Here is a 17,719-nt window from a genome sequence, read left to right as displayed (position 1 = left end):
GTCCGTACCCACGGCCCGGACGGCCAGCAGCGGCTCGCTACTGGCCGCGCACTCCGCACAGATGCAGCAGCGCCGCCACCGAACGGTACGGGTCCGACCGGCCCGCGCGGTCCTCGGCCGCCAGCAGCCGGGTCAGCTCGTCCCCGGACGGCGGTTCCGCGTCGTCCGCCGAGGTGTCCGTGAATACCCGCACCCCGTACCAGGCGTGCAGCGGCGCCGCGATCCCCGCGAGGGTCGCCGTCAGCGACGCCAGCCGGTCGCCGCGCACCTGGAGGCCGAGGCGGTTGGTGTACGTGTCCGTGTCGAAGGCGGTCAGCGCCGCGTCCCAGTCGCCGCTCAGGCCGGACCGCATGGCCAGCGCGTCCGCGTTCCGCACGAGCAGGGACAGCAGACCGCCCGGTGCCAGCATCCGCGCCAGGCCGGCCAGCATCGCGTCGCGTTCCTCGACGTACATCAGCACGCCGTGGCAGAGCACCACGTCGAAGGAGCCGGGCAGGAAGTGCACGCCCGTGTCGCGGCCGTCGCCCTCGATCATCCGGAAGCGCTCCCGGATGCCCTCGGGCTCGTGCGCCAGCGCCTCACGGGCGACCTGCAGCATCCCCGCGTCGGACTCCAGTCCGGTGACCTTGTGCCCGGCCCGTGCCAGACGCAGGGCCTGGGTGCCCTGCCCCATGCCGACGTCGAGGACGCGCAGCCGCTGCCCGACGGGGAAGCGGGCGGCCAGCTGCTCGTCGAGCTGCCGGGCCACGAGCTCCTGCCGGACCGTGTTGCGCAGCCCGCCGAGGCCCTTCAGCCAGGCGGCGGCGCCGCTCGCGAAACCGGAGACGTCGCCTCTGCCGGAGACCTCGCACTTCGCGGAGACGTCCGGCACGGAGGAGCCTTCGGACTTCGAGGCGACGTCGGGAACCGAGGAGACGTCCGCGCTCAGGGCCGCTCTCCGCGCTTGACCTGGGGCTTGGGCAGGCGCAGCCGGCGCATCTGGAGCGTGCGCATCAGGCCGTAGGCCACCGCGCCGCGCTTCGGCTCGTTCGGGAAGCGCTCGTTCAGCTGCTTCTTGAGCCGGATCCAGATGCCGATCGAGTCGATCACGATCATCACGATGACACCGAGCCACAGCAGCAGCGCGATGTTCTGCAGCTGGGGCACGCGGATCATGGAGAGCACCAGGATCACCACGGCCAGCGGCAGGAAGAACTCGGCGATGCAGAACCGCGAGTCCACGAAATCGCGGACGAAGCGCCGCACCGGGCCCTTGTCGCGCGGCGGCAGGTAGCGCTCGTCGCCACCGGCCAGCGCCTCTCGCTGCCTGGCCAGGTCGGCACGGCGCGCCTCGCGCTGGCGGCGCATGGCCGCCTTGCGGTCGAGGGGTGTTGACTGCGCCCGGCGGCGCTGGGTCTGGGCCTCACTCCGCTTCGGGGTCGGGCGGCCCTTGGGGGCCTCGGGGTCGCGGGGCTGCTTGGAGAGGTCCGCCGTCACCTTGTCGGTGGGGGCCTTCTCTTCCTTGGAACGGCTACGGAACACAAAACACAAGGGTACGGGGTGGCGGGCGGCTGCCCCAGCCCCCTGGGGAACGATCCGGCAACGGCGCGCGTCCGTACGGGTCAGAAGCCGCAGGAACGTGCACGGGGCGACACGACCGCCTCTCCCCTGAAGGCCACCTACTCCTTGCGCGGGAGCGGGGCGGCCCGCAGGTCGTCCTTGGGGATGAGCGCATCGGTGCTCGAACAGTGCGGTAATGGATGCAGGGCCCGTACTGTGGGTTCTGGAGAAGCCGGAGCTGAGTCCGTCAGAAGGGGGCGCGCGAAGCCCATGAGCGGTGTCATGAAGCGTATGGGGATGATCTTCCGCGCGAAGGCAAACAAGGCCCTTGACCGGGCCGAGGATCCGCGCGAGACCCTCGATTACTCGTACCAGAAGCAGCTGGAGCTGCTGCAGAAGGTCCGTCGCGGCGTCGCCGACGTGGCGACCTCCCGCAAGCGCCTGGAGCTGCAGCTGAACCAGCTCCAGAGCCAGTCCACCAAGCTGGAGGACCAGGGCCGCAAGGCGCTGGCGCTCGGCCGCGAGGACCTGGCGCGCGAGGCGCTCTCCCGCCGCGCCGCGCTCCAGCAGCAGGTCACCGATCTGGAGACCCAGCACCAGACGCTTCAGGGCGAGGAGGAGAAGCTCACCCTCGCCGCGCAGCGGCTGCAGGCCAAGGTCGACGCCTTCCGCACGAAGAAGGAGACCATCAAGGCCACGTACACGGCCGCCCAGGCGCAGACCCGCATCGGAGAGGCGTTCTCCGGCATCTCCGAGGAGATGGGCGACGTCGGTCTGGCGATCCAGCGTGCCGAGGACAAGACGGCCCAGCTGCAGGCCCGGGCCGGTGCCATCGACGAGCTCCTGGCGTCCGGTGCGCTGGACGACCCGACCGGGATGGCGAAGGACGACATCGCCGCGGAGCTGGACCGCATCTCCGGTGGCACGGACGTCGAGCTGGAGCTGCAGCGCATGAAGGCGGAGCTGGCCGGAGGCGGCACGCCGCAGCAGGCCATCGAGGGAGGCGACGGTTCGACGCAGGACCAGGCCCGCACCCAGCACAAGTTCGACAAGCAGTAGGGACGGCGCGTCATGATCGTACGGATCATGGGGGAGGGTCAGTGGACCGTGGCGGACAGCCACTTCGCCGAGCTCAACAAGCGCGACGACGAGCTGCTCGCCGAGATGGAGACGGGTGACGCGGAAGGCTTCCGCCGCACCCTGTGCGCCCTGCTCGACGAGGTGCGCCGCTGTGGGGCACCGCTCCCGGACGACGCCCTGGAGCCCTCCGCGCTGATCCTGCCCTCCCCGGACGCGACGCTCGACGAGGTACGCGCCATGCTCCGTGACGACGGGCTCATCCCGGGCTGACCCGGCCCCGGCTCCCGCCCTCCCACCACGGCTCCCGCCCTCCGACCACGGCCCGCGCCCGGACGACTCATCCGGCCGCGGGCCGCGCGGTTCGGCCCCCTCCCGGCGGTCCTCGGCCCTTCCGCCCGGCCCCGGGCCCCCTTCCCGCCTCGCGCTGCCGCCGCCGCACCCGGCCGCCCCTGGGCCCCTGCCGGCCACGTGCTGCCGCCGCCGCACCCGGCCGCGGAAGGCCCCGTCCGGCTCGGCCCGTCCACCGCCCCGCCCCCACGTCCGGCCCGGGCCCGGTGACGTGTGCGCCCGACCCCGTACCGTTGCCTGTCGTGACCGCACCTCTGACCGGATTCAGCCGGCTCGCGCCGCCCCGCTCCTGGCTGCGCGCGCATCCGACGGCGTTCGACGCGGGACTCGCCGCCGCGGTGCTCGTGTGCATGGTCGTCGCGTCGTTCGCGGACCCCCACGGACCGCACGGGCCGACCTTCGGCACCCGTACGCCCGAGCTCCGCAGCCTGCTCCTGATGGTGGCGGCCGCCGGGGCGCTCGTGTTCCGGCGCAGCCGCCCCATGTCCGTGCTCGCGGTCACCGGTGCGGTGTCCGTCGCCGAACTGGTCGCGGGCGATCCGCCCGCGCCCGTCGCCATGTCCGCGGTGATCGCCCTCTACACGGTCGCGTCGCGCACCGACCGCCCGACGACGTGGCGGGTCGGCCTGCTGACCATGACGGTGCTGACCGGCTCGGCGATGCTGTTCGGCTCCGCCCCCTGGTACAGCCAGGAGAACCTCGGCATCTTCGCCTGGACCGGCATGGCGGCCGCGGCGGGCGACGCCGTACGCAGCCGGCGCGCCTTCGTCGACGCCATACGGGAGCGTGCCGAACGGGCCGAGCGCACCCGGGACGAGGAGGCCCGCCGCCGCGTCGCCGAGGAGCGGCTGCGGATCGCCCGCGACCTCCACGACGTCGTCGCCCATCACATCGCCCTGGTCAATGTGCAGGCCGGAGTGGCGGCGCACGTCATGGACAAGCGCCCCGACCAGGCCAAGGAGGCCCTCTCCCATGTGCGGGAGGCGAGCCGCTCGGCGCTGAACGAGCTGCGGGTCACCGTCGGTCTGCTCAGGCAGTCCGGCGACCCGGAGGCCCCCACGGAGCCGGCCCCGGGACTCGCCGTCCTCGACCCGTTGCTCGACGGCTTCCGGCGGGCCGGGCTGCCGGTCGAGCTGGCCCGCACCGACCAGGACACCGAGCTCCCCGCCGCCGTCGACCTCGCCGCGTACCGGATCGTCCAGGAGGCGCTCACGAACGTGCGCAAGCACGCCGGTGCCGCGGCCAAGGCGGAGGTGAGCGTCGTACGGGTGGGCCGGACCGTCGAGGTCACGGTCCTCGACGACGGCTGCCCCGCCGGCTCCGTGCGGCTGGGCCCGGACGGCGCCGGTGCGGACGGCACCCCGGCGGGCGGGCACGGCCTGATCGGCATGCGCGAACGGGTCACGGCCCTCGGCGGCACCCTGACCGCGGGCCCCCGCTACGGCGGCGGCTTCCGGGTGCAGGCGATACTGCCGGTCAAGGCCCGCGCGGAGGGGGACGAGGACGTATGACCATCAGGGTGCTGCTCGCCGATGACCAGGCTCTGCTGCGCAGCGCGTTCAAGGTGCTGGTGGACTCCGAGCCCGACATGGAGGTCGTGGGCGAGGCCGCGGACGGCGCCGAGGCCGTGGAGCTCGCCCGTTCGGCCCGTGCCGACGTCGTCCTCATGGACATCCGGATGCCCGGTACGGACGGACTCGCCGCCACCCGCATGATCAGCGCCGATCCCGGCCTCGCCGACGTGCGGGTGGTGATGCTGACGACGTTCGAGGTGGACGAGTACGTCGTCCAGTCGTTGCGGGCCGGGGCCTCCGGCTTCCTCGGCAAGGGTGCGGAACCCGAGGAACTGCTGAACGCCATCCGGATCGCCGCCGCCGGCGACGCGCTGCTGTCACCCGCGGCGACGAAGGGCCTCATCGCCAAGTTCCTCGCCCAGGGCGGCAGTTCGGAGGGCGGCCAGGACTCCGGGGTGTACTCGGAACGGCTCGCCGCGCTGACGGTCCGGGAGCGTGAGGTCCTCGTGCTCGTCGCCGGTGGCCACTCCAACGACGCGATCGCGGACCGGCTGGAGGTCAGCCCGCTCACCGTCAAGACGCATGTGAACCGCGCGATGGCGAAGCTCGGCGCCCGCGATCGGGCGCAATTGGTGGTCATTGCGTACGAATCGGGCCTGGTACGCCCACGGGTGGACTGAGTCTCCACCCGGCAGTACTCCATGCGGAGTATGCGGCGGATAAGGATTTGGACCTGGGGCCGACGGATCCGCCCCCGTGGATGGCTGATCGTATAGACGGGCGCCTGACCACGCCCCACTCCCGCGTCAGCGATTCCACGCCGCCGGCCACACGCCACAGAAGAGAGACCCCATGTCCTGGCTGTCCAGATTCAGCCTCGCGCAACGGGCCCTGATAGGGCTGATGTCGATCGTGGCGATCGTCTTCGGAGCGATCGCCATCCCCCAGCTCAAGCAGCAGCTGCTGCCCTCCATCGAACTGCCGATGGTGTCCGTGCTGGCCCCCTACCAGGGCGCGTCGCCCGATGTGGTCGAGAAGCAGGTCGTCGAGCCGCTCGAGAGCAGCATCAAGGCGGTCGACGGCATCAAGGGCATCACTTCCACGGCGAGCGAGGGCAACGCCGTCATCATGGCCTCGTTCGACTACGGGGACGAGGGCACCAAGCAGCTCGTCGCCGACGTCCAGCAGGCCGTGAACCGCGCCCGGGTCCAGCTGCCCGACGAGGTCGACCCGCAGGTCGTCGCCGGCTCGACCGACGACATCCCGACCGTCGTCCTCGCCGTCAGCTCCGACAAGGACCAGCAGGCGCTCGCCGACCAGCTGGAGCGGACCGTCGTCCCGGCGCTCGAGGACATCGAGGGCGTCGGCCAGGTCGGCATCGACGGCGTGCAGGACCTCCAGGTCTCCGTCACGCCGAACGACCGGAAGCTCGCCGCGGCCGGACTGAACACGATGGCGCTCGCCGAGGCCCTCAAGGCGGGCGGCGCCACGATCCCCGCCGGCTCCTTCTCGGAGGCGGGCAGCAGCCGCACCGTCCAGGTCGGCGGCGGCTTCACCTCGCTGAAGCAGATCGAGGACCTGCGGATCGCCCCGCAGGCCGCCCCGGGCGGGGAGTCGGGCAAGCCCGCCAAGCCGGTCCGCCTCGGCGACATCGCCACCGTGGAGCAGGAGGAGTCGCAGCGCGTCTCCATCACCCGCACCAACGGCCGCCCCAGCCTCGCCGTGATGGCGACGATGGACAAGGAAGGCAGTGCCGTCGCCATCTCCGACGCCGTCAAGGACAAGCTGCCCGAGCTCCGCAAGGACCTGGGCTCCGGAGCCGAGCTGTCCGTCGTCTCCGACCAGGGCCCGGCCGTCTCCAAGTCGATCTCCGGCCTGACGACCGAGGGCGCGCTCGGACTGCTGTTCGCCGTCGTCATCATCCTGGTCTTCCTGGCCTCGATCCGCTCGACGCTGGTCACCGCGGTCTCCATCCCGCTGTCCGTCGTCCTCGCGCTGATCGTGCTGTGGACGCGTGACCTGTCGCTCAACATGCTCACCCTCGGCGCGCTGACCATCGCGATCGGCCGGGTCGTGGACGACTCGATCGTGGTCCTGGAGAACATCAAGCGCCACCTCGGCTACGGCGAGGAGCGCCAGGCCGCGATCCTCACCGCCGTCCGCGAGGTCGCGGGCGCCGTCACCTCCTCGACACTCACCACGGTCGCGGTGTTCCTGCCGATCGGTCTGGTCGGCGGCATGGTCGGCGAACTCTTCGGATCGTTCAGCCTGACGGTCACCGCCGCGCTCCTGGCGTCGCTGCTCGTCTCGCTCACCGTCGTGCCGGTGCTCTCGTACTGGTTCCTGCGCGCCCCGAAGGACGTCCGGGACGCCGATCCGGACGAGGCGCGCCGCAAGGCCGAGCAGAAGGAGGCCCGCAGCCTTCTCCAGCGGATGTACGTGCCGGTGCTGCGGTTCGCCACCCGGCGTCGTCTCACCAGCGTGGCCATCGCGCTCGTCGTGCTCGTCGGCACCTTCGGCATGGCGCCGCTCCTGAAGACGAACTTCTTCGACCAGGGCGAGCAGGAGGTCATGTCGATCAAGCAGGAGCTGAAGCCGGGCACCAGCCTGGAGGCGGCCGACGCCTCGGCGAAGAAGATCGAGAAGGTCCTCGACGGCATCGACGAGATCAAGGACTACCAGGTCACCGTCGGCTCGTCCGGCTTCATGGCGGCCTTCGGCGGGGGCACCGGCGCCAACCAGGCCTCGTACCAGCTCACCCTGAAGGACGCGGCCTCGTACGAGAGGACCCGCGACCGCATCGACGAGGAGCTCGGCAAGCTCGACGGCATCGGCGACACGACCATCGCGGCGGGCGACGGCTTCGGCAACCAGGACCTCAGCGTCGTGGTGAAGGCGGCCGACGCGGAGGTCCTGCGCAGCGCTTCCGAGCAGGTACGGGACGAGGTCGCGAAGCTCGACGACGTCACCGACGTCCAGAGCGACCTGGCCCAGTCCGTGCCGCGGATCTCGGTCAAGGCCAACGCCAAGGCCGCACAGGCGGGCTTCAACGACGCCACGCTCGGCGGCGCGGTCGCCCAGGCCGTCCGCGGTACGCCGGCGGCCAAGGCGATCCTCGACGACTCCGAGCGCGATGTCGTCATCACCTCGGCCAAGCCGGCGACGACGATGGCCGAGCTGAAGAAGCTGCCCCTCGGGCCGGTGAAGCTCGGTGACATCGCCGAGGTGAAGCTGGTGCCGGGCCCGGTCTCCATGACCCGCATCGACGGCGCCCGCGCCGCGACGATCACGGCGAAGCCGACCGGCGACAACACGGGCGCGGTGAGCGCGTCGCTCCAGACGAAGATCAACGCGCTGGATCTGCCGGACGGTGCGACGGCGTCCATCGGCGGTGTCTCCGAGGACCAGGACGAGGCCTTCGCCTCGCTGGCCCTGGCGATGCTGGCGGCGATCGCGATCGTGTTCATGCTGCTGGTCGCCACCTTCAAGTCGCTGGTCCAGCCGCTGATCCTGCTGGTGTCCATCCCGTTCGCCGCGACGGGCGCGCTCGGTCTGCTGATCGCCACCGGCACACCGATGGGCGTCCCGGCCATGATCGGCATGCTGATGCTGATCGGCATCGTCGTCACCAACGCGATCGTGCTCATCGACCTCGTCAACCAGTACCGGGCGCAGGGCCTGGGCGTGGTCGAGGCGGTCGTCGAGGGCGGCCGGCACCGGCTCCGCCCGATCCTCATGACGGCCCTGGCGACGATCTTCGCGCTGCTGCCGATGGCGCTGGGCGTCACGGGCGAGGGCGGCTTCATCGCCCAGCCGCTGGCCGTCGTCGTCATCGGCGGGCTGGTGACCTCCACCCTGCTGACGCTGCTGCTGGTGCCGACGCTCTACGCGATGGTCGAGCTCCGCAAGGAGCGCCGTCGCGCCAAGCGCGAGGCGAAGCGGGCGCGGAAGTCCGGCGAGGCGTCGCCGCAGCCGGCTGAGAAGGAGTCCCCGGAGCCGGCCAACGCGTAGCCGTGCGCGCGGGGACGGCCGTCCCCGCACCCCTCGCCGCCCCTGGTGTCCGGGTCCCACCCGGCCGCCGGGGGCGGCTCCCGTTCGTGCCTCGCGCCGGACCCCGTGAGGCCCCGCGGGAGAACGCCGTCGCCCCGGCGCACGGACGACCGTGTGCCGGGGCGACGTGGGGACTTGCGGACGCGGCGGGCGCGCGTCCGTCACCGTCAGGGAAGCGCCAGCATGCGCTCCAGGGCGAGCTTGGCGAAGCTCTCCGTCTCGGCGTCGACCTGGATCCGGTTGACCAGGTTCCCCTCCGCCAGGGACTCCAGCGCCCACACCAGGTGCGGCAGGTCGATGCGGTTCATCGTCGAGCAGAAGCAGACCGTCTTGTCGAGGAAGACGATCTCCTTGCCCTCGGGGGCGAAACGGTTCGCCAGGCGGCGAACCAGGTTCAGCTCCGTGCCGATCGCCCACTTGGAGCCCGCCGGAGCCGCCTCCAGCGCCTTGATGATGTACTCCGTGGAGCCCACGTAGTCGGCCGCCGCGACGACTTCGTGCTTGCACTCGGGGTGGACGAGGACGTTCACGCCCGGGATGCGCTCGCGGACGTCGTTCACGGAGTCCAGCGAGAAGCGGCCGTGCACGGAGCAGTGGCCGCGCCAGAGGATCATCTTCGCGGCGCGCAGCTGCTCGGTGGTGAGCCCGCCGTTCGGCCGGTGCGGGTTGTAGACGACGCAGTCGTCCAGGGACATCCCCATGTCACGGACGGCGGTGTTCCGGCCGAGGTGCTGGTCGGGCAGGAAAAGGACCTTCTCGCCCTGCTCGAAGGCCCAGTCCAGCGCGCGCTTGGCGTTCGAGGACGTACAGATCGTGCCGCCGTGCTTGCCGGTGAAGGCCTTGATGTCCGCGGAGGAGTTCATGTAGGAGACGGGCACGGTGCGTTCCGCCACGCCGGCCTCGGTGAGGACGTCCCAGCACTCGGCGACCTGCTCGGCCGTCGCCATGTCGGCCATGGAGCAGCCGGCGGCGAGGTCGGGCAGGACGACCTTCTGGTCGTCACCGGTAAGGATGTCCGCCGACTCGGCCATGAAGTGCACACCGCAGAAAACGATGTACTCGGCCTCCGGCCGGGCCGCCGCGTCCTTCGCGAGCTTGAAGGAGTCGCCGGTGACGTCCGCGAACTGGATGACCTCGTCGCGCTGGTAGTGGTGGCCCAGCACGAACACCTTGTCGCCGAGCTTCTCCTTCGCCAGGCGGGCGCGCTCCACCAGGTCCGGGTCGGACGGGGAGGGAAGGTCGCCGGGGCACTCGACGCCCCGTTCGCTCCTGGGGTCGGCCTCGCGGCCGAGCAGCAGCAGGGCGAGCGGCGTCGGCTGGACATCCTGGGAGCCCGCTACCGCGCCGGGCGCGGTGAGGGAGGGCTGGGCGGTGGTCACGTCACGCACCCTTTCTACTCTTCGGTCGGGGCGGCGGAGCCGCCTCCGGTGGACCCCCGGGGTGCACCGGAGAGCCTTTTCGTCTATTTGACGCTATCTATCATAACCGCTTCACGTCAGTTTGACGATGTCCATAGCGTCGATGTGACGCAATTCCCGGCGCCGAGCCGTCCACTGGTCGATGACCCGAAGGGAGGGCATGTGCGAGCATGAAAGGGAAAGACCGGGGCCCGTCCGGAATGAATCCGGCGCCCCGCCGGTTGCCAACGTCGGCAAGCAGTCTCCGTACAACCCGGGAGAGAAGCAGATGTCCGTATCGGACGAGACCACCACCGTGAGCGACGGCATCCTCCTGTCCGACGCCGCCGCAGCCAAGGTGAAGTCCCTGCTGGAGCAGGAAGGCCGGGACGACCTGGCGCTCCGCGTCGCGGTTCAGCCCGGCGGCTGCTCCGGCCTGCGCTACCAGCTCTTCTTCGACGAGCGCTCGCTCGACGGCGACGTCGTCAAGGAGTTCGACGGGGTCAGGGTCGTTACCGACCGCATGAGCGCGCCGTACCTCGGTGGCGCCTCCATCGACTTCGTCGACACGATCGAGAAGCAGGGCTTCACGATCGACAACCCGAACGCGACGGGGTCCTGCGCCTGCGGCGACTCCTTCAGCTGAGCCGTCCGAACGCCGGAGGGCGGTGACCCGGTCCCGGGTCACCGCCCTCCGGCGTCCGTCCGCGCGCTCACTTGCGGGGCACGGGGTCGCCGCTCTCCACGTCGACGACCGTGCGGTCACCGAGCGGCTCGCCCAGTGTGACCTTCTCCGTCAGCTCCTTGGCGATCAGGATGCAGACCCGTCCCGGATCCGGACGGGACTCGATGATCCTCACCTTCACCTCGTCGCCGCTCTCCTCGGCCTTCGCCGAGTAGTCGCTGCACACCCCGCCCCAGAAGCGCAGTGTCAGGGTGCGCCCGTCCTTCGCCAGGGCGTACGACTCCACACCCCGCACCGTCGTCTCCGGCAGCTTCGACGTGTCGGGTGGCGACGGCACCGCCGTCCCCGAGGGCACGGGCGGCTGCTGGGCTTTCGGCTTCAGATACTCCGGCGCCACGGCCGGCCGGGTGATCGTGGATCCCCCCGGGCCGGTCTCCGGCCCGGTCGTGAACAGCCACGAGGGCACGAGCGCGGGCCGTCCCCCGACCGAGTGCACGGCCAGTCCGAACTCCGCCCGGGTGATGGTGACCACCTCGGCCGGGCCCGGCGTGCCACTCCCGGGCTCGCACGGAGCGGCCGGCTCCTCCTCCGCCAGCGGCCCGGGCGTCGCGCAGCCCCCGATGCCGACCGTGCCGCCCCCGCCCTCCGCGTTCAGCCGCTTCAGCGCCTCCTCGGCCCCGATCACCGGGTACTCGGGTCCTGCGGACGGCTTCACCAGCTGCCCGCTGCCGTTCCCGACGGTCCCGTCGGCGCCGACATGGACGCTGGTGGACCAGCCGTACGTGGGCAGGCCGCCGATCCGCGGGTCGGCGCGGACGACCCGGTACGCACCGAGCACCTGCGTCGCGTCCAGCCTTGCGTCGCCCAGCCCCAGCGCCGCCAGCACGGGAGCGGCGGCCTTCTTCGCGGCCTTCTCGTCCACCACGGTCCCCGCATGCGGCAGCCGCTGTGCGGAAGGGGCCGTTCCGCCGGGTGCGCAGACGTCCCTGCCCTTCACGCAGTCGTCGCCCTTCGGGGGGCCGTGGGAACTGAACGTCCAGGTCCCCGGGGCCTGCCGGTTCACCTGGAGCAGAGGGCCGCCGCCGTCCCCGTCCGTACCGGACTTCCACACCTCGCCCTGCAGCCGGGGGGTGCCCGGCACGCCCAGTGCCTCGGCCAGTGCCTCGACCTGCTCCCTGCCGACCGTCCCGTTCACCCTGTGGACGGGAGCGGAGTCGGGGCCCTCCGGCAGTTCGCCCCGGGCCCGGTACTCCACGCCGCCGGGGCTGGGCTCGCCGACCGCGATGCCCGTGCCGCCGTCCAGCGCCAGCGGAGGGGGCTTGGGGTCCGTCCCCGGCGTACCACCCCCGCGGTCGGAGGCGGTCGTGGCGAACCATGCGCCGCCGCCCCCCGCGACCAGGACCGCGGCGGCCACCGACGCGACGGCCAGCGGAGACCTCCGAAGACGCCGGACCGCGGTGCCCTCGGGACCACCGGCGCCGTCGGCGCTGTTCTGGGGGTGCTCTGTGCTGCTCACCGCATCGCTCCTTCGGGACCCTTTCCGGGGGACACCCATGGGACGGAGTGGGGGAGCGCGCGGTTCCCGGAATGCGCCGTGTGCCGTAACGGAGCGCTGGGGTACGGGTCAGTCGCCGTACACGGACATCGAGCCGACCAGCCGCGCGGAGGCGGGGGAGACGACCACCCCGTGGATCAGCGACGGAGACACCGGGCCGGCCGTGGCGATCGGCGGCACCACCCAGTGCGGCGCCATCCGGGCGCTGTCACCGCGGAGCTCCGCCAGACTGATCTCGATCTGCCCGGGCTCGGCCGACCGGCGCTCGGGGAGGGCGATGTACGACGTGGGGTTCGGCATACGGGCACCGTACGCAGGGTTACGCTGAGGCAAAAGCCCTACTATCGGGTAGTTTCCGTGCTACAGAAGGGCCTGTGTCAACGGGTAGCGTTAACCGTCAACTCCGCCTCCCCACCAGGAGCACTCAGCCGTGCGAATCGCAGTCACCGGCTCCATCGCCACCGACCATCTGATGACCTTTCCCGGCCGCTTCGCCGACCAACTGGTCGCGGACCAGCTCCACACGGTCTCCCTCTCCTTCCTCGTCGACAACCTCGATGTGCGCAGAGGAGGGGTCGGCGCCAACATCTGCTTCGGGATGGGCCAGCTCGGCACCAACCCGGTCCTGGTCGGAGCGGCGGGCTCCGACTTCGACGAGTACCGCGCCTGGCTCGACCGGCACGGCGTCGACACCGCTTCCGTACGGATCTCCGAGGTGCTGCACACCGCGCGCTTCGTCTGCACGACCGACGCCGACCACAACCAGATCGGCTCCTTCTACACGGGCGCGATGAGCGAGGCGCGCCAGATCGAGCTGAAGGCGGTCGCGGACCGGGTTGGCGGACTGGACCTGGTGCTGATCGGCGCCGACGACCCCGAGGCGATGCTGCGCCACACGGAGGAGTGCCGGTCCCGGGGCATCCCGTTCGCCGCCGACTTCTCGCAGCAGATCGCGCGGATGAACGGCGACGAGATCCGGATACTGCTGGACGGGGCGACCTACCTCTTCTCCAACGAGTACGAGAAGGGGCTCATCGAGTCGAAGACGGGCTGGACGGACGAGGAGATCCTGGACCGCGTCGGCCACCGCGTCACCACGCTCGGCTCGCGCGGCGTGCGCATCGAGAGCAAGGGCGAGCCGGCGATCGAGGTCGGCTGCCCCGAGGAGGACTCCAAGGTCGACCCGACGGGCGTCGGCGACGCGTTCCGCGCGGGCTTCCTGTCGGCGCTGTCGTGGGACGTGGGCCTGGAGCGCGCCGCGCAGGTCGGCTGCATGCTCGCGACGCTGGTCATCGAGACGCTGGGCACCCAGGAGTACACCCTGCGCCGCGCCCACTTCATGGACCGCTTCACGAAGGCGTACGGACACGACGCGGCGGCGGACGTCCGGGAGCACCTTTCCTGAGCCAGGGGCCGCGCCCCGAACACCGCGCCCGCAGAGCCCCGCGCCCTGCGGGCGCGGTGCTTCCGCACCCACGGCGGCCGTCGCAACCCGCGGCCCCGCCGCGGGCGCGGCGTCAGCCCCGGCGGCGCACCACGTACGCCGTCCCTCCCGGCGCCGGGGACTCCCCGACGTACTCCTGGTCGCGCATCTCGCACCACGCCGGGATGTCGAGCCGGGCCGCCTCGTCGTCGGCGAGGACGGTGACCGTGCCGCCGACCGGGACGTCCCCGATGACCTTGGCGAGTTCGATCACCGGGACGGGGCAGCGTTTGCCGAGGGCGTCGACCACGAGGGACTCGGACCCGGGGGAGGGCTCCTCGGCCGTCGGCGCCCCGAGGTGGCGGCGGACGCCGGCGACGACTCCGGGCAGGACCTCCAGAAAGCGGTCGACGTCCTCCGCCGCCGTGCCCACCGGCAGGGACACCCGTACGTTCCCCTCGCTCAGGACCCCCATCGCCCGCAGCACATGGCTCGGGGTGAGCGTCGAACTCGTGCAGGACGAGCCGGAGGACACGGAGAAGCCCGCCCGGTCCAGCTCGTGCAGCACCGTCTCCCCGTCGACGTAGAGGCAGGAGAAGGTGACGAGATGGGGGAGCCGGCGCACCGGGTCGCCGACCACCTCGACGTCCGGCACCAGCTCCGGGACCCGGGTGCGGATCCGGTCCACCAGCTCCCGCAGCCGCCGGGCCTCCGTCTCGGCGGAGTCCCGAACGGCCCGCAGCGACGCCGCGGCCGCCACGATCGCCGGGATGTTCTCGAAGCCGGGCGCGCGCCCCGACTCCCGTTCGTCCGCGGGGTCCTGCGAGGCGAAGCGGACGCCCTTGCGGACCACGAGGAGTCCCACACCCGCCGGACCGCCCCATTTGTGCGCGCTCGCGGTGAGCAGCGACCAGTCCCCGGCGACCGGGCCCCAGCCGAGGGACTGCGCGGCGTCGACGAGCAGCGGGACGCCCGCCGTCCGGCAGAGCTCGGCCACCTCGGCGACCGGCTGCTCGGTCCCCACCTCGTGGTTCGCCGACTGCAGGCAGGCCAGTGCGGTGTCCTCGCGCAGTGCCTCCCCGAACACGCGCGGTGACACCGCGCCCCAGCGGTCGACGGGCACCTCGCTGACGGGCCGGCCCTCCGCCGCGTGCAGCACGGCCGAGTGCTCGACGGCGGACACGACCAGGTGACCGCCGATCCGGCGGCGACCCGCGAGCGCGCCCGAGATGCCCGTGTGGAGGGCACGTGTCCCCGAAGAGGTGAAAACGAGCTCGTCCGGGCGGCAGCCCACGGCGTCGGCGGCGGCCTCCCGTGCCGCGTCCAGCAGCAGGCGCGCGCGCCGGCCCTCGCGGTACAGGCGGGCGGGATCCGCCCAGCCCTCGTCCAGGGAGGCCTGGAGCGCCTGCCGGGCGACGGGGTGCAGGGGAGCGGAGGACGCGGCGTCGAAGTAGGGCACCCGTCCACGCTAACGCGCGGGTCCTCGGAGAAGTCGTCAGAAGGCGGTGGCGGGCGCTCAGTCGGGGGCCTGTGACCAGGCGCGGCACGGCCTCCGGAACCGTGCGGTCCACCCCTTCGGGTCGTCGGACGGCGCGTTGGGCACCCTCCATGCGCGACCCCAAATAGCGTCCAGTAGGGTTTGGTCCGCATAAACATCCAAACCCCTGCCCGCGTCAGGGCCGGCGACCGACCAGCGAGACGGCCGCGGGCGGTCGCGCGGGCGAGACTCTCGGGAAGGCGCTACGTGAGTCCCAACGGCTCCGACCTCCCCCACCGCCCGAACGGCGGGGGCGGTACCCCCATGTCGCGGCGCCCGATGCGGCGGAAGCTGCCGCAGGTGCTGACGGCGGGCTTGATCGTGGCAACCGCCACGGGTTGCTCCCCCAATTGGGAGGACTTCCCCCGCCTCGGTATGCCCACCCCCGTCACGGAGGAGGCTCCCCGGATCCTCTCCCTCTGGCAGGGCTCGTGGGCGGCTGCCCTCGCCGTGGGCGTGCTGGTGTGGGGTCTGATCCTGTGGAGCGTCATCTTCCACCGGCGCAGCCGGACCAAGGTCGAGGTTCCCCCGCAGACCCGGTACAACATGCCCATCGAGGCGCTGTACACCGTGGTCCCGCTCATCATCGTCTCGGTGCTCTTCTACTTCACCGCACGTGACGAGTCGAAGCTCCTCGCCCTCTCCGACAAGCCCGCCCACACCGTCAACGTGGTCGGCTACCAGTGGAGCTGGGGCTTCAACTACCTCGAGGACGTGGACGGGAACCCGGCCACCGGCGATGCCGCGGCGCAGAAGACCCTGAACGCGATTCCGGACAAGTACACCAACGACTTCCCGAAGGGTGCCGAGGGCGTCTACGACGCCGGCATCCCGGGCGACCGGAACCCGCAGACCGGCAACCCCGGCCCCACGCTGTGGCTGCCGAAGGGCGAGAAGGTCCGTTTCATCCTGACCTCGCGGGACGTCATCCACTCCTTCTGGGTGGTTCCCTTCCTGTTCAAGCAGGACGTCATCCCGGGTCACACCAACGTCTTCGAGGTCACTCCGAACAAGGAGGGCACCTTCCTCGGCAAGTGCGCCGAGCTCTGCGGTGTCGACCACTCCCGGATGCTCTTCAACGTCAAGGTCGTCTCCCCGGAGCGCTACCAGCAGCACCTGAAGGAGCTGGCCGAGAAGGGGCAGACCGGCTTCATCCCGTCGGGCATCGCGCAGTCTGACCCGGCCCGGAATGCGGAGAAGAACCAACTGTGAGCATCCTCAACGAACCCCAGGGTGCCGCGACGGCCGACGACTCGTACGAGAACGAGCTCCCCGTCCGGCGCCGGCAGCCCGGCAACGTGGTCGTGAAGTGGCTGACCACCACCGACCACAAGACGATCGGCACGCTCTACCTGGCGACCTCGTTCTTCTTCTTCTGCATCGGCGGCGTCATGGCGCTCTTCATGCGCGCCGAACTGGCCCGGCCGGGTACGCAGATCATGTCGAACGAGCAGTTCAACCAGGCGTTCACGATGCACGGCACCGTGATGCTGCTGATGTTCGCGACGCCGCTGTTCGCCGGATTCGCCAACTGGATCATGCCGCTGCAGATCGGCGCGCCCGACGTGGCGTTCCCGCGGCTGAACATGTTCGCGTACTGGCTGTACCTCTTCGGCTCGCTCATCGCGGTGGGCGGCTTCCTCACCCCCAACGGTGCTGCCGACTTCGGCTGGTTCGCCTACTCCCCGCTGTCGGACGCGGTCCGCTCGCCGGGTGTCGGCGCCGATCTGTGGATCATGGGTCTGGCCTTCTCCGGCTTCGGTACGATCCTCGGCTCGGTCAACTTCATCACCACGATCATCTGCATGCGCGCCCCGGGCATGACGATGTTCCGCATGCCGATCTTCACCTGGAACGTCCTGCTGACCGGTGTGCTGGTGCTGCTGGCCTTCCCGGTGCTGGCGGCCGCGCTGTTCGCCCTGGAGGCGGACCGCAAGTTCGGCGCCCACATCTTCGACGCGGCCAACGGCGGCGCCCTGCTGTGGCAACACCTCTTCTGGTTCTTCGGCCATCCGGAGGTGTACATCATCGCGCTGCCGTTCTTCGGCATCGTCTCGGAGGTCGTTCCGGTGTTCAGCCGGAAGCCGATGTTCGGCTACATCGGCCTGGTGGCGGCGACGATCGCGATCGCCGGCCTGTCCGTGACCGTGTGGGCCCACCACATGTACGTCACCGGCGGAGTGCTGCTGCCGTTCTTCTCCTTCATGACCTTCCTGATCGCGGTCCCGACCGGTGTGAAGTTCTTCAACTGGATCGGCACCATGTGGAAGGGCTCGCTGTCCTTCGAGACCCCGATGCTCTGGACGATCGGCTTCCTGATCACCTTCACCTTCGGTGGTCTGACCGGTGTCATCCTGGCCTCGCCCCCGATGGACTTCCACGTCTCCGACTCGTACTTCGTCGTCGCGCACTTCCACTACGTCGTGTTCGGCACCGTGGTCTTCGCGATGTTCGCCGGATTCCACTTCTGGTGGCCGAAGTTCACCGGCAAGATGCTGGACGAGCGCCTCGGCAAGATCACGTTCTGGACGCTGTTCATCGGCTTCCACGGCACGTTCCTGGTCCAGCACTGGCTGGGCGCCGAGGGCATG

Annotated in this window: 15 protein-coding genes; 9 read left to right on the top strand and 6 right to left on the bottom strand. The window is 71.1% G+C overall.

Features of this window, described 5'->3' with window-relative positions; genetic code table 11:
* Nucleotides 1–37 precede the first annotated feature (37 nt).
* Together BLT82_RS28960 and BLT82_RS28955 are read right to left on the bottom strand one after the other, a co-directional pair.
* Complete coding sequence (locus BLT82_RS28960; RefSeq protein ID WP_244529716.1) at nucleotides 38–775, bottom strand: class I SAM-dependent methyltransferase; 738 nt, start codon at nucleotides 773–775, stop codon at nucleotides 38–40.
* Nucleotides 776–924: 149 nt separating this feature from the next.
* Complete coding sequence (locus tag BLT82_RS28955) at nucleotides 925–1,521, bottom strand: DUF3043 domain-containing protein (protein WP_093660128.1); 597 nt, start codon at nucleotides 1,519–1,521, stop codon at nucleotides 925–927.
* 288 nt (nucleotides 1,522–1,809) lie between these two features.
* Here BLT82_RS28955 and BLT82_RS28945 point away from each other — a divergent pair, with 288 nt between their 5' ends.
* The 5 genes from BLT82_RS28945 (at nucleotide 1,810) to BLT82_RS28925 (ending at nucleotide 8,492) form a co-directional block, all read left to right on the top strand.
* Entirely contained in the window at nucleotides 1,810–2,598 is a 789-nt protein-coding gene (locus tag BLT82_RS28945) for a PspA/IM30 family protein (RefSeq protein WP_093660126.1), read from the top strand.
* A gap of 12 nt (nucleotides 2,599–2,610) precedes the next feature.
* Nucleotides 2,611–2,889, top strand: coding sequence for a PspA-associated protein PspAA (gene pspAA, locus BLT82_RS28940; protein WP_093660124.1), 279 nt, complete (start codon nucleotides 2,611–2,613; stop codon nucleotides 2,887–2,889).
* 320 nt (nucleotides 2,890–3,209) lie between these two features.
* Nucleotides 3,210–4,478 carry a sensor histidine kinase gene (locus tag BLT82_RS28935; RefSeq protein ID WP_093660122.1) on the top strand — a complete coding sequence of 423 codons (1,269 nt, stop codon included), beginning with the start codon at nucleotides 3,210–3,212 and terminating at the stop codon, nucleotides 4,476–4,478.
* Entirely contained in the window at nucleotides 4,475–5,161 is a 687-nt protein-coding gene (locus BLT82_RS28930; protein WP_093660119.1) for a response regulator, read from the top strand. Before BLT82_RS28935 ends, BLT82_RS28930 begins: the two co-directional genes overlap by 4 nt.
* Nucleotides 5,162–5,333: 172 nt before the next feature.
* On the top strand, nucleotides 5,334–8,492 hold the full coding sequence (locus BLT82_RS28925; protein WP_093660117.1) for an efflux RND transporter permease subunit: 3,159 nt from the start codon (nucleotides 5,334–5,336) through the stop codon (nucleotides 8,490–8,492).
* Between the two features lie 206 nt (nucleotides 8,493–8,698).
* Here BLT82_RS28925 and nadA read toward each other — a convergent pair whose 3' ends face one another.
* On the bottom strand, nucleotides 8,699–9,919 hold the full coding sequence (gene nadA / locus BLT82_RS28920; protein ID WP_404205473.1) for a quinolinate synthase NadA: 1,221 nt from the start codon (nucleotides 9,917–9,919) through the stop codon (nucleotides 8,699–8,701).
* Nucleotides 9,920–10,217: 298 nt separating this feature from the next.
* Between nadA and erpA the strand changes: the two genes are divergently transcribed.
* Complete coding sequence (gene erpA, locus BLT82_RS28910; RefSeq protein WP_093660113.1) at nucleotides 10,218–10,574, top strand: iron-sulfur cluster insertion protein ErpA; 357 nt, start codon at nucleotides 10,218–10,220, stop codon at nucleotides 10,572–10,574.
* Nucleotides 10,575–10,641: 67 nt separating this feature from the next.
* Here the strand turns inward: erpA and BLT82_RS28905 are convergent, their stop codons facing one another.
* Complete coding sequence (locus BLT82_RS28905; RefSeq protein ID WP_093660111.1) at nucleotides 10,642–12,129, bottom strand: hypothetical protein; 1,488 nt, start codon at nucleotides 12,127–12,129, stop codon at nucleotides 10,642–10,644.
* A gap of 108 nt (nucleotides 12,130–12,237) precedes the next feature.
* Nucleotides 12,238–12,468, bottom strand: coding sequence for a hypothetical protein (locus BLT82_RS28900; protein ID WP_093660109.1), 231 nt, complete (start codon nucleotides 12,466–12,468; stop codon nucleotides 12,238–12,240).
* Between the two features lie 130 nt (nucleotides 12,469–12,598).
* Between BLT82_RS28900 and BLT82_RS28895 the strand changes: the two genes are divergently transcribed.
* A complete protein-coding gene (locus tag BLT82_RS28895; RefSeq protein ID WP_093660107.1) occupies nucleotides 12,599–13,573 on the top strand; it encodes a carbohydrate kinase family protein in 975 nt (324 codons plus the stop codon).
* A 112-nt stretch (nucleotides 13,574–13,685) separates the two neighbouring features.
* On the opposite strand, the gene BLT82_RS28890 is transcribed toward BLT82_RS28895, so the two are convergent.
* Nucleotides 13,686–15,050, bottom strand: coding sequence for a cysteine desulfurase/sulfurtransferase TusA family protein (locus tag BLT82_RS28890; RefSeq protein ID WP_093660105.1), 1,365 nt, complete (start codon nucleotides 15,048–15,050; stop codon nucleotides 13,686–13,688).
* Nucleotides 15,051–15,335: 285 nt separating this feature from the next.
* Between BLT82_RS28890 and ctaC the strand changes: the two genes are divergently transcribed.
* Both ctaC and BLT82_RS28880 read left to right on the top strand, forming a co-directional pair.
* The gene (ctaC, locus tag BLT82_RS28885; protein WP_385944425.1) at nucleotides 15,336–16,340 is read left to right on the top strand and encodes an aa3-type cytochrome oxidase subunit II; all 1,005 of its coding nucleotides are present in this window, start codon (nucleotides 15,336–15,338) and stop codon (nucleotides 16,338–16,340) included.
* A partial coding sequence (locus BLT82_RS28880) for a cbb3-type cytochrome c oxidase subunit I (protein ID WP_093660103.1) occupies nucleotides 16,337–17,719 on the top strand: 1,383 nt, incomplete at its 3' end. The genes ctaC and BLT82_RS28880, both read left to right, overlap by 4 nt.

Source organism: Streptomyces wuyuanensis (genome assembly GCF_900103455.1).
Lineage (GTDB): Bacteria > Actinomycetota > Actinomycetes > Streptomycetales > Streptomycetaceae > Streptomyces > Streptomyces wuyuanensis.
Note: the sequence above shows the minus strand (reverse complement) of the source record. Positions and strands in the feature narration are given on the sequence as shown.